10 protein-coding genes and 1 pseudogene are annotated in these 12,070 nt (G+C 48.9%); all 11 read right to left on the reverse strand.

Annotation, left to right across the window (positions count from 1 at the left end; all coding sequences use genetic code 11):
* Nucleotides 1–131: 131 nt before the first annotated feature.
* The 11 genes and pseudogenes from VSQ32_08635 to VSQ32_08685 all read right to left on the reverse strand — a co-directional run bounded on the left by VSQ32_08635 (nucleotide 132) and on the right by VSQ32_08685 (nucleotide 12,068).
* Complete coding sequence (locus VSQ32_08635) at nucleotides 132–1,721, reverse strand: peptide chain release factor 3 (GenBank protein MEH2942926.1); 1,590 nt, start codon at nucleotides 1,719–1,721, stop codon at nucleotides 132–134.
* Nucleotides 1,709–3,517, reverse strand: coding sequence for an oligoendopeptidase F (gene pepF, locus VSQ32_08640; protein ID MEH2942927.1), 1,809 nt, complete (start codon nucleotides 3,515–3,517; stop codon nucleotides 1,709–1,711). The genes VSQ32_08635 and pepF overlap by 13 nt, the downstream gene beginning before the upstream one ends.
* Before the next feature lie 84 nt (nucleotides 3,518–3,601).
* Nucleotides 3,602–4,432, reverse strand: a complete 831-nt coding sequence (gene amrS, locus VSQ32_08645; GenBank protein MEH2942928.1) for an AmmeMemoRadiSam system radical SAM enzyme — start codon at nucleotides 4,430–4,432, stop codon at nucleotides 3,602–3,604.
* 18 nt (nucleotides 4,433–4,450) lie between these two features.
* Nucleotides 4,451–5,777 (reverse strand): annotated as a pseudogene (gene amrA, locus VSQ32_08650) (AmmeMemoRadiSam system protein A).
* The gene (locus tag VSQ32_08655; GenBank protein ID MEH2942929.1) at nucleotides 5,774–7,135 is read right to left on the reverse strand and encodes an MATE family efflux transporter; all 1,362 of its coding nucleotides are present in this window, start codon (nucleotides 7,133–7,135) and stop codon (nucleotides 5,774–5,776) included. The pseudogene amrA and the gene VSQ32_08655 overlap by 4 nt, the downstream one beginning before the upstream one ends.
* On the reverse strand, nucleotides 7,135–8,295 hold the full coding sequence (locus VSQ32_08660) for a phosphopentomutase (GenBank protein MEH2942930.1): 1,161 nt from the start codon (nucleotides 8,293–8,295) through the stop codon (nucleotides 7,135–7,137). Before VSQ32_08660 ends, VSQ32_08655 begins: the two co-directional genes overlap by 1 nt.
* A 10-nt stretch (nucleotides 8,296–8,305) precedes the next feature.
* Complete coding sequence (locus VSQ32_08665) at nucleotides 8,306–8,488, reverse strand: hypothetical protein (GenBank protein ID MEH2942931.1); 183 nt, start codon at nucleotides 8,486–8,488, stop codon at nucleotides 8,306–8,308.
* Between the two features lie 296 nt (nucleotides 8,489–8,784).
* Entirely contained in the window at nucleotides 8,785–9,600 is an 816-nt protein-coding gene (locus VSQ32_08670) for a SpoIIIAH-like family protein (protein MEH2942932.1), read from the reverse strand.
* A 16-nt stretch (nucleotides 9,601–9,616) separates the two neighbouring features.
* The gene (locus VSQ32_08675; GenBank protein MEH2942933.1) at nucleotides 9,617–10,195 is read right to left on the reverse strand and encodes a stage III sporulation protein AG; all 579 of its coding nucleotides are present in this window, start codon (nucleotides 10,193–10,195) and stop codon (nucleotides 9,617–9,619) included.
* A gap of 5 nt (nucleotides 10,196–10,200) precedes the next feature.
* Nucleotides 10,201–10,755, reverse strand: a complete 555-nt coding sequence (locus tag VSQ32_08680) for a stage III sporulation protein AF (GenBank protein ID MEH2942934.1) — start codon at nucleotides 10,753–10,755, stop codon at nucleotides 10,201–10,203.
* Between the two features lie 44 nt (nucleotides 10,756–10,799).
* Complete coding sequence (locus VSQ32_08685; protein ID MEH2942935.1) at nucleotides 10,800–12,068, reverse strand: stage III sporulation protein AE; 1,269 nt, start codon at nucleotides 12,066–12,068, stop codon at nucleotides 10,800–10,802.
* Nucleotides 12,069–12,070: the final 2 nt, after the last annotated feature.

Raw genomic sequence — 12,070 nt, forward strand, 5'->3', positions numbered from 1 at the left:
TGCTGCCGGATTCCGTACATAAGTTGCCGGCAATTTCCTGTAAAATAAAAAGAAGCTGCGGCACATGCAGCCTGTATACCATACTCCGTACACAGCAGCTGTTTTGCCGCAGCCCTTCACATATTCTATTCTTAATTTCGTCCGAATTCCGACAATATCAGCCCTTCGTTCCTGTCCAGCGTCATTCCCACGCTCCAGCTGTTTACAAACAGCAGCAGAGGATTTCCTTTCAAATCCTGAATCTTTTTCATATCGGAGGTTCCTGTCAGTTTTTCCATGTCGATATCCTTATTTTCAATCCAGCGAATATGCTCATATGGAAGATTTTCCAGACGGATATCCACATTGTATTCGTTTTCCAGACGGTATTTCAACACATCGAACTGAAGAACGCCCACAACGCCCACAATGATTTCCTCCATTCCCGTATGGTACTCCTGAAAAATCTGAATGGCTCCTTCCTGGGCAATCTGGGTAATTCCTTTGACAAACTGCTTGCGCTTCATGGTGTCAAGCTGTCTCACTCTGGCGAAATGCTCCGGCGCAAAGGTGGGGATTCCCTCAAATTCAAATTTATTTCCCCCGGTGAGAATGGTGTCGCCAATGGAAAAAATACCGGGGTCAAACACGCCGATAATATCTCCCGCATAAGCCTCTTCCACCATCTTCCGCTCCTGAGCCATCATCTGCTGAGGCTGGGAAAGGCGCATTTTTTTATTTCCCTGTACATGAAATACTTCCATGCCCGCCTCAAACTTCCCGGAGCAGATACGCATAAAGGCGATTCTGTCCCGGTGGGCCTTATTCATATTTGCCTGTATCTTAAATACAAAGGCAGAAAAATCCTGAGAAAAGGGATTGATTGTTCCGGTATCCGCTTTTCTGGGCAGGGGAGAGCTGGTCATCTGCAAAAAATGCTGCAGAAAGGTCTCCACACCGAAATTAGTCAGAGCAGAACCGAAAAATACCGGAGAAAGTTCTCCTTTTGACACCAGTTCCATATCAAACTCCGCACTGGCTCCGTCCAACAGTTCAATTTCTTCTTCCAGCACCGCCTTATAGTCCTCCCCAATCTCCGCTGCCAGAGAAGGGTCGTCCAGGGCAATATCCTTTTCTACTCCTTCTTTTGTGCCTTTTAAGGTATCGGCAAAGGTCATGACCTTTTTCGTATTCCGGTCATAAACACCCTTAAAATTCTTTCCGGAGCCTATGGGCCAGTTAATGGGACAGGTGGCAATTCCCAGCTCCTTTTCAATTTCATCCAGCAGTTCAAAGGTATCGTTAGCGTCCCGGTCCATCTTGTTGATAAAGGTAAAAATGGGGATATGGCGCATTACGCATACCTTAAACAGTTTTCTGGTCTGAGCTTCCACACCTTTGGAACCGTCAATCACCATCACGGCAGAATCTGCAGCCATCAGCGTCCGGTACGTGTCCTCTGAAAAGTCCTGATGGCCAGGCGTATCCAGAATATTGATGCAGTAACCGTCGTAGTTAAACTGCAGCACGGAAGAGGTAACGGAAATCCCCCTCTCCTTTTCAATCTCCATCCAGTCTGATACCGCATGGCGGGCAGTTGCCTTTCCTTTCACGGAACCTGCAAGATTAATGGCGCCTCCGTAAAGAAGAAACTTCTCTGTCAGGGTGGTTTTTCCCGCATCCGGATGGGAGATTATGGCAAAGGTACGTCGCTTTTCTATTTCTTTTTCTAAATCCGGCAAAACAGTTCCTCCATTTCTCCAATCAGTTCACCAAACGTTTTCAGTGCCTCCTGAATGGGCTCTTTGGTGGTCATATCCACCCCTGCATCCTTCAGAAGGTCAATGGGGGATTTGCTGCATCCGCCGCTTAAAAATTTCAGATAACGCTCCACAGCCGGCTGCCCTTCTTCCAGAATCTTTTTACTGAGGGCCATGGACGCCGCAAAGCTGGTGGCATACTGATATACATAGAAATTATAATAAAAATGAGGGATTCTCGCCCACTCAATGGCAATTTCTTCATCTGCCTTCACAGCTTCTCCGTAATACTGCACATTCAGGTCATAATAGAGCTTTTTCAATGATTCTGCTGTCAGAGCTTTGCCCTTTTCCACCATCTCATGGGTCAGAAGCTCAAATTCCGCAAACATGGTCTGACGGTACAGGGTGGTGCGGAACTGCTCCAGAAAATAATTGATGAGACTGGCTTTTCTCCTGTTATCTTCGGTATGGTTCAAAAGATAATGCATCAGCAGCGCCTCGTTGCAGGTAGAAGCCACTTCCGCCACAAATATTTTGTAATCACTGTCAAACACATTGTTATGTTTTGCAGAATACCAGGAATGCAGCGCATGTCCCATTTCATGGGCAAGGGTAAATTCCGAATCCATATTGTTCTGATAATTCATCAGCACATAGGGATGGAGGTCATAACATCCGGCAGAATAGGCGCCGCCCCTTTTATTTTCATTTTCATATTTGTCAATCCACCGGTTTTCAAATCCCTGTTTCAGCACGCCCACATAATCTTCTCCCAGTACTTTAAGGGCTTCCAGGATTTCCTGCTGTGCCTGTTCAAAGGGAACATGCTCCGTCTCCTGCGGAACCATGGGTACATAAATGTCATACATGTGAAGTTCTTCCACGCCCATGAGTTTTTTACGCAATGCCATATAATCATGCATGTAATGGATGTTTTCATGGACAGCTTCAATCAGATTGTAATACACTTCTTTCGGCACATTGTTGGCGTCCACTGCCGCTTCCATGGAAGTATTGTACTTTCTGGCTTTTGCGTAAAAATAATTGCCTTTGGCCCTGCCTTCGTAAAGGGAGGCAAAGGTATTCTTATACTGCTCATACCGGGCATAGTAAGCCTGAAAAGTCTCTTTGCGCACCTGTACATCCTGGCTTTCCAGCAGAGGAATAAACCGTCCGGTGCTGACTTTTACCAGTTCTCCCTCTGCATCTTTTACCGTTGGATGTTCAAAATCCGCATTGGTGAGAAGGCTGTAGGACTTGTCCACAGCAGTACCCATCTCCCGCGAAGCTGCCAGCAGTTCTTCCATCTCCGGAGACAGGGTATGGTCTTTTAATCTGCGCAAATCGTCAATAGTCACTCTGTAACCGGCAAGTTCCGGTGTTTCCCGGTAAAACTGCTGTATTTTTTCTTCCTCCATGGCTGCAATCCAGGTATCTGCAGGGGCAGTCACCGTCCCGTATTTGTGGTAAATTCCCATTATTTTTCCGCTCAGGGCCTGGTAATTGTCATCTGCGGTATCCACATCTTTGCTCCGCTCTGACCAGGTAATGGTTCTTTCCAGAAGAATCGTAGTCTGTTCCAGCTTTTTAAAATATTCCAGCAGATGTTCTCCTGTCTCTGTCAGATAATCCTCAGTGAAATCCTTTAATTCTTCTATCATCTGCTCCAGCCGGCCAGCGTCTTCCAGAAACAGCTCCGCCGATTCGTATAAATCCTCTACCGCCCAGGTGTCTTCTTTTGCCACCTGGCTTCTCTTTAATAATTCTTTTGCCATAATGTATGCTCCTCCATTTCTGTTTCAGCACCGATTATATCACACTTCACCGGCCTTTGTCACCTGTCTGAACTGTTCAGCAGTTCAGCAATTTCCCGTAAATACATAATCCAGATATTTTCCCGCCGTTTCCGCCAGGCGGTACACCTGCCGTACCGAAACTGCCTTTCGGTCTGACATCTGATACCGGGGGAAAAACCGGGTCACATGGAGAGGAATCTTCCTGTCTATGGAAGCAATCCACCGGGCTTCTTCCTCCATCTCCGCCGCACTGTCGTTCTGTCCCGGAACAATCAGCGTAGTCAGTTCCACATGGCAGGCAGCAGCGGCCTGTATGATAAACCGCTGCACCGTCTCCAGATCTCCGCCCAGCTTCCGATAAGTTTCTCTGCGGAAAGATTTCAAATCAATGTTCATGGCATCCATAAACGGAAGCAGCTCCTGCAGCACGTCCGCAGAAGCTGTCCCGTTGGTGACCAGCGCATTTTTCATGCCGGCGGCTTTACTGAGCCTGGCGGCGTCCCGCACATATTCCCAGCCCACCAGAGGCTCATTGTAGGTAAATGCCAGACCCATATTTCCTTCCCTCTGACAGGACATTGCCCGTTTCACCAGAGCCTGAGGAGAAAGAACCATAGTCTCCGCTTCTCCTTCTCCCGCCATGGAAATCTGATGATTCTGGCAGAAAGGACATTTTAAATTACAGCCAAAACTGCCCACTGAGAGTATTCTGGCTCCCGGATGGAACATCTTCAGCGGCTTTTTCTCGATGGGATCCAGCGCCAGAGAAGTAATTCGCCCGTAATTGCCGCAAACCACCGCTCCGTTTACATTCTTCCTTGCACCGCACATGCCCCACTGGCCGGGCGCCAGCCTGCAGCCGTGAAAACACACCTGACAAACCGCCTCTTTCATAAACCGGATTCCTCCTTTTTACACATGGCGCACCACCTCAAACCGCTCCAGCTCCACCGTTTCGTCACTTCCTATGCCTGCTTTCTGCCTGGCGATGGCAACCTGCTGCTCCACCGTATCCACACCATCCAGATTGGGCAGCAAAAGCCCCCGGCGGCGGCCCTTTGTCACAACCACGCCGTACCGTTTCACATCCAGCTGCTCCAAAGAAGTGACCGGCTCCAATTCTCCCAGTACGTCCACACTGATGGAAAGCTGCTCCAGTTCTTCCTCCCTGACCGGATTAAATCTGGGGTCCCGGACTGAAGCACTGACGGCATTTTCCACAATTTCCTCGGCTATGGAGCCATACACTGCCTGAATGGTTCCAATGCAGCCCCGAAGCTGTCCCGCTTTTTTAATGGAGACAAAAACCCCCGCCCTGTTATGACACATTTCCTCCGGCAGCCCTGCAGGCAGCGCCGGCTTCCTGCCTGTACGGACATAAGTTTCGATTACATTCCGTGCAAGACCTGCATAATCATCTTCCTTAACTCTCTGTTCCATCCTTCATCACCTCATATGCACAAATACCATATCCCACCCCGAAAGGCCCTTCATAAGAAAGGCGCCGGGGCGTAACCTTTACCTGCTTCAAAGCCCCTGCCATCATGACAAAAGAGCGGTGTCCGCATTCTCCTGCCCGTTCACAGAAAGACTCGTCAAATGTCAGCAGTTCCGGAAAGTTTCCTTTTCCCATGATCTCCATCACGCGCCGGTCATATTCCGGCCCTTCTTTCTGATATCCGTAAGGCCCGTCCGGTTTCAGCCTGTGCGAAAGATCCCCGCTGGCTATCAGCACCGTCCGTCTGTCCAGTTCCTCCGCTGTCTCCCATATTTTCTGTCCAAGCTGATCATGCACCGATAAGGGCAGGCCGGACAGCCCCATCCGAACCAGCCGGTACGACGTCCGGTACTGATTCACAAAATACAGGGGCACCATGGTTCCGTGGTCCAGTTCTCTGCTCCGCTCTCCCTCAGTCCCGGCAGGCAGGCCTGCAATTCTGGCCTTTCTGCAGAGGTGTTCCACAAATTCCGTATCATAAGGCACCCGCATTTTCACCTGTCCTGCCTGAAACCGGCCAAAATCCCCTCTCCCGCCTGTTCCCGGCGATATATGAAAATAATCCGCATACATGGTCTGATGGGGTGAAATCAGCACAATAACCTCCGGCTTTAACCGGCCGATACTGCGTCCCACCTCATGGTATGCGTCTATGGTATTCTGAATATTCTTTTCCTGCCCTCTGCCCACCTCCGGTACAATCAGCGGCGGATGAGGAACCATATATGCACCTGCAATCATATGTCTCCCTTCTGAAGCCTGAACAGCTTCCTGCGTACAAAAATATAACAAACCATATGGACTGCCCCGGTAAGCACCCAGGATACCGGATAGGAAATATACAGCACCCACAGGCTGCGGTGACTCTGAAATACCGTAAAAATCCAGAGAATACGGAACCCGCAGGCTCCCAGCAGAGATACAATCATGGGCAGAAACGCATAGCCCAGTCCCCGCAGTTCTCCCACCATTACATCCATGATTCCGCAGAGACAGTAGGTGGTGCAGATTACTGACAGCCGCAGCAGACCTACCTCAATTACCCCTGCATCCGAAGAATAAATGCCCAGAAGCTGATTCCCACACAGGTATGCCGACCAGCCCATGACAATCCCCACTGCAGTTACCATGGTAAGACATTCCAGCAGCACTTTTCCAATCCGTTTATAATTTCCCGCACCAAAATTCTGGCTGGTAAAGCTCAGAGCTGTCTGGTGGCAGGCGTTCATGGCCATATAAATAAACCCTTCGATATTCTGAGCCGCCGTATTGCCCGCCATGGCCACGGAGCCAAAGGAATTGACCGAAGACTGTATCAGCACATTGGACAGAGAAAATATCGTTCCCTGCAGCCCTGCCGGAAGGCCGATGCGCACAATCTGCATGACTTTTTCCTTTTTCATCCGCAGCTTTTTCCATTCCACCCGGCAGCCGCCCTCCATATGCATCAGACAGCGCAGAATCAGGCCTGCCGATACCACCTGGGAAATCACAGTGGCCAGCGCCACTCCGGCCACGCCCAGATGAAATCCAATCACAAATATCAGATTCAGAATGATATTGACTACACCCGCCCCAAACAGATAATATAAAGGCCGCTGGGTATCTCCCACCGCCCTTAAAACTGAACTTCCGAAATTATACAGCAAAATCACCGGCATTCCCGCAAAATAGATTCGGATATACAGAACCGCCTGGCTCAGCACATCATGCGGCGTTCCCATAAGCACCAGAATCCGGGGCGCAACCGCCATGCCGAACACCATCAGCCCCAGGCCGCAGACCAGGCTCAGTACAACGGCGCTGTGTACCGTTTCGCTGATATCCTCCTCTCTTTTCGCTCCGTAAAATCTTGCAACCAGCACGTTTGCTCCCACGGAAAACCCGATAAACAGGTTGGTCAGCATATTGATAAGGGAAGCATTGGCCCCCACCGCCGCCAGGGCGGTGCTTCCCGCAAATCTTCCCACCACCACCATGTCTGCCGCATTAAACAGAAGCTGCAGAATACTGGAAATCATCAGCGGCACGGCAAACAGCAGGATTTTTGAAAACAGGGGGCCGCTGCACATGTCTATTTCATAAGATTTTCGTTTCATCAGAACAAACTCTCTCCCTGGATTCTCTTTTCTGTGCCATTTATTCCAAAGTATGAAAGAACCGTTGCTCCGATATCGGCAAAGGTGGGTCTGGTGCCGAAATTTCTGCCTGACAAAACAGCAGCTCCATACATGACCAGAGGCGTATATTCTCTGGAATGGTCCGTAGAAGGAGTGGACGGGTCGCAGCCATGATCCGCTGTAATCATCAGAATATCCTCTTTCCGGAGTTTTCTCAGAAGTTCCGGCAGCCGCTGATCAAAATATGTCAGGGCCCTGGCATATCCGTCCACATCATTCCGATGGCCGTAAAGCATGTCATAATCCACCAGATTGACAAAACACAGCCCCTCAAACTCCCGGTCCATCCACCGGAGCGTCTTCTCAATTCCATCTTCATTTCCTGCGGTTCTTACAGAATCTGTCACGCTTTTTCCTGCAAAAATATCATAAATCTTCCCTACGCCCAGCACTTCCCGGCCTGTTTCTTTCAGCTGGTCCAGCATGGTAACAGCCGGAGGCTCCAGAGAAAAATCGTGGCGTCTTACGGTACGCCGGAAATTTCCCGGCTCTCCTTCAAAGGGTCTTGCAATCACCCTTCCTACTCCGTGAATTCCCGTCAGCAGTTCTCTGGCTGTCTGACAGTACTCATACAAGGTTTCCACCGGAATCACATCTTCATGGGCCGCCACCTGAAAGACGGAATCCGCGGAGGTATACACAATCAAATCTCCTGTTTTCATGTGTTCCTGTCCGTAATCCCGGATGACTTCCGTGCCGGAATAAGGCCGGTTGCAGAGCAGGCCCCGCCCTGTCCTTCTGGAAAATTCCTCTGTGATTTCCGCCGGAAATCCTTCCGGGTAGGTGGGCAATGGCTGTTTTGAAATGATTCCCGCAATCTCCCAGTGTCCGATGGTGGTATCTTTCCCCCTGGAGGCCTCCGTCATCCTGGCAAAAGCACCCAGGGGAGCCTTCACCGGCTCCCCAAAGTCTGCACCATCAATATTAAACAATCCCAGTTCCGCCATATTCGGCATGGAAAAATACCGGCTTTTGGAAGCCGCTTTCAGAGTATTGCTTCCCTCGTCCCCGAATGCTGCTGCATCCGGCATTGCTCCCATTCCCACACTGTCCAGTACAATCAAAAAAATTCGTTTCATTTTATCCTCTCTATTCTTTCACTCTGTCCAGTTCGATAAGATTTATACCGGAAGACATCAGGAAAACTTTTAATTCCACGTATCTTATCTTCATGGCTTTATAGGATTCAGAATTTTTCTCGGCCAGCAGCATGTAACTTTGCAGCCTGGAGAATTCCTCAATAGATATTTTCAGCATTTCTTTCTCTGACATATAATCACCTGCTCTCCTTTGTATTCTGTGGAATCAGGATACCGCAAACACTTTTCTGACAATACTCCTGTCATAATTATAACAAATAATCGGACAGAGTGCAAAGGCTTTCCTGACAGACTGCTGAAAATCTGTAATGGTTCAGCCCAGGACTTTGCACTCCGCTGCAAAGTCCGTAAGAAAGCATAAATTATGCCAGGAATGAATCCGGCTCTTCGCGAAGCAAACTTTAAATGGCCGGATTCAGCAACAGTTCTGCCGAAGGCTGAACTGTTACATGCATCCTGTAAGCGTAATTATTCTTCTCCCGCCGGCGTCTGAGTGCTTCCTTCCGGAGTTCCTGCTCCTTCTTCCTGTCCTGCTCCGGCGTCTGTTCCCGTCCCTTCTCCGGTCTCTGTCTGTACTCCTGTTCCCGCGGAAGAATTCTGAATGGGCGTAATAATAATATTTTCCGCTTCCACATTTGTTTTCCGTTTTACGATGTCTTCCACCTGGGCCCGTTTTGCGTCGGTCACCTCTCCCATATTAAGGACCACATCTGCTTTCCCGTCGGTGATGCTTACCACCACATCGGTAAATCCCTTTGCTTCCAGCAGCATTTCCGCAGCCGCCTCACGCTCTGCAATGTCTGTCATATTAATCATGGCGTTGATGGCTTCCTGCTTCTGTTCCTCACCGATAGCCGCATTGTTGATGATTTCCAGAAGCGACGCTTTATTCTGGGAACGCACCTGCTCCCGGTTCAGTTTTACTTCCGAAGCAAAATTCACATTGTTCACTCCGCTGCTGGTCAGCACCGCCTCACCGGGATTATCCACATCACTGCTCTGACCATTTGCTTTTGCAATATCCTCTCCGGTCTGAATGCCCAGAGCCGCATCCTGCGCGTCTGCAGAAGTTTCCTCGCTGGCCTCTGTGTCTGTAAAAATATCCTCCGCGCTGTACATATCTTCATCGGATATTTCATATGTAGTTTCTTTGGTGTCTGTACTGGCCTCTTTGGCCACGTCGCTGTCGCTCTGACTTCCGGTATACTGCAGATAGCCCGCTACCGCAATCATAAGAGCCAGAGCCGTAATGATAATCTGGTTCTTTTTAAATACTTTCTTCAAAACTGATACCCTCCTGTCAATTCATCTTAACTACCTTAATTTTATGTACTTCCACCGGAAATAATGCTAAAACTGCATCGGAAATATTTTTCGTCACTTTTCCGTTCCCGCCTCCCTCCGCCACTACCAGCACCCCCTCCACCGCCGGCACAGATTCTTTTGCAATAAAGGGCTGTCCCTCGTTTCCGGATTCTTTCACAAATACTGTCTCCTCCTGATACTGGCTTTCATATGTATTGCGCTTCACCTCCCCTTCCTCGGTGACTTCCTGACTGTTCCGGGATATGTCTTTTTCCAGCACCTGCTCCCCGCTATCTTTAAGAGTAATCATTACCTCCACCTTCCCAACCCCTTCCATTTCCGCCAGAATCTCTTCCAGCTTCCGCTCCAGTTCCTTCTCATAGTTGCTGTAATCTGCAGCCTTCTGTTCCGCCTTTTTATCCTCTCCCTGGGGAAGCTCTGCTTCCTGCTGCTTTTTCGTATCGGCGGGCAGAGCGATAACCAGCAGAAGAATTCCCGCCAGACCTCCGATTAAAAGCTGATTTTTCGGAATTCCCTTTAATTTTTCCGGAGAAAACCATTCCTTTTTTTTCATCCTTTTCATCCTCCCTGCAGGGCAATTTCAATCTGCCCCTCTTCTAACTGATAAAACTCCATCAGTTCTCTCCGGAATTCCCGCACCTTTGCACTGCCCTGACTTTCTGCTCCGGACATAAATTCTTCCGAAAAGAAATCATCTTCCTGATTATATTCCACCTCCAGAGCAATGGACTCCACCTGATATTCTCCGGACAGACGGACTTTTGTCTGCAGGGGATTCAGCTGTTTTCGGACCGCCATTCCGTTGACATCCAGGGCGATGGCCCGCTCATATTCCCGCATATAAACCTTTTTCTGGCTCTGCTCCAGATGCTCCGTATCCATCTTCAGATTGTCCAGTTCCTGGAAGAATCCCGCCTGGCTGATTTTCCGAATAACCACTTCTTCTTTGCCAAGAAGAGAAAGCACCGGATTCATCACCAGTATAACCAGCAGCATTCCGGTAAAAAAACGCACATATTTCCGGTAATTCTCTTTGGGAAGCAGATGAAGTATAACCGTGATAAAAATATAAAAACATATGATATTCTTAATCCATCCATAAATACTGTCCATATTATCATCCTTTCCGGCAGATGTATCAGCCCGAACAGATACTGCTAACAGCGGAATGTAGTGGCCGCTGTAACCATGGCCACAGCCACCAGAAACATCATGGTGGTGGTTACCACCACTTTGCCCAGCAGCCTGCCGCTCTCTCCCGCACTGCTGATACAGCCTGTCATCCGCCGGTCAGATACCGGCTGCATGACAGCCGCCAGCAGCTTATACAGAAAGGTCATAACGCCTGTTTTAATCAGAGGCCCGGCACAGAGCATAAGCAGTACCAGCACAGCCGCCAGTCCAATCCCGTTTTTGATAATAATTCCGGAACCTACCATGATTTCTGTCACTGCACTGATGGAAGCCCCCAGCCCCGGCACCATACCCGCTGTTTTGGCAATCAGGTTGCTCTTAAAGGTGTCTATGACCGGAGTGAGCAGATTCTGTACCACATTGATTCCAACCACAACGGTAAACAGCAGTTTCATCACCCATACAATACCGGATTTTAAAAGTTCCGTCATTCGGGAGAGAAATTCTTCCTCTGTAAGGTAGTTCATCAGCTCCAGCACCATATAAATCTGCACTGCCGGAAGTATCAGCATCCGCAGCAGCCATTCCATTCCGTAAATCAGCAGAAACGTCAGATCATAAAATCCTGCTGCAGTAGTAATCTGACCGGAAAATGTCATACTCATGGTAAACGTGGGTATCATCACTTTCAGAAAAACCATCATTTCCTCAATAACCTCGTCGGACACATCCCGGAGAATAAAAAAAGATTTCATCAGAAGGACAAACAGCAGCATATAAACCATGTAAAAACTCAGTTCTGTCACTGCGGGGTTTTCAAATACGTCTGCAAAATTACAGAGAATGGCAAATACGAAGCACAGCAGCATAATCTGAACCATTGTACTCCGAAAGGCCGCCACTTCCGCAAATACCGCCCGGAAAATTTCTTTCAGCAGCCATCCCTTTTCCAGTTCTTCCCCGGCAATCAGCTTCCGGACCAGTTCCTGGAAATCCAGATTCCTGGTGCTTTCCTGTCCTTTCAATACGGAATCTATTTCTGAAAAATCCAGTTCTGCAAGGTATGAGTCCAGTGCTTCTTCCAGTTCCTGTCCTTCTCCGGTCTCCATACCGTAATATTCCTCCGCCGCCTCTGTGGTTTCCCTGTCACAGAACATCTCCGCCTTTTCTCCGGTTCCCGCCTCTGAAAATTCTTTCGGCTCCTCCCAGGTTTTTGCAGCGCACACCTCCCGGCATGGCAAAAAAATCCACCAGAAAAAACACAGCATACACAGCCATACTTTTTTACTCAATC

The organism is Lachnospiraceae bacterium JLR.KK002, assembly GCA_036941025.1.
Classification (GTDB): Bacteria; Bacillota; Clostridia; order Lachnospirales; family Lachnospiraceae; genus Petralouisia.

Coding starts and splice junctions, on each gene's coding strand:
- VSQ32_08655 (MEH2942929.1), bottom strand. CDS start 7,135: ATGAAACGAAAATCTTATGAAATAGACATGTGCAGCGGCCCCCTGTTT.
- VSQ32_08665 (MEH2942931.1), bottom strand. CDS start 8,488: ATGTCAGAGAAAGAAATGCTGAAAATATCTATTGAGGAATTCTCCAGG.
- amrS (MEH2942928.1), bottom strand. CDS start 4,432: ATGAAAGAGGCGGTTTGTCAGGTGTGTTTTCACGGCTGCAGGCTGGCG.
- VSQ32_08680 (MEH2942934.1), bottom strand. CDS start 10,755: ATGGACAGTATTTATGGATGGATTAAGAATATCATATGTTTTTATATT.
- pepF (MEH2942927.1), bottom strand. CDS start 3,517: ATGGCAAAAGAATTATTAAAGAGAAGCCAGGTGGCAAAAGAAGACACC.
- VSQ32_08675 (MEH2942933.1), bottom strand. CDS start 10,195: ATGAAAAAAAAGGAATGGTTTTCTCCGGAAAAATTAAAGGGAATTCCG.
- VSQ32_08660 (MEH2942930.1), bottom strand. CDS start 8,295: ATGAAACGAATTTTTTTGATTGTACTGGACAGTGTGGGAATGGGAGCA.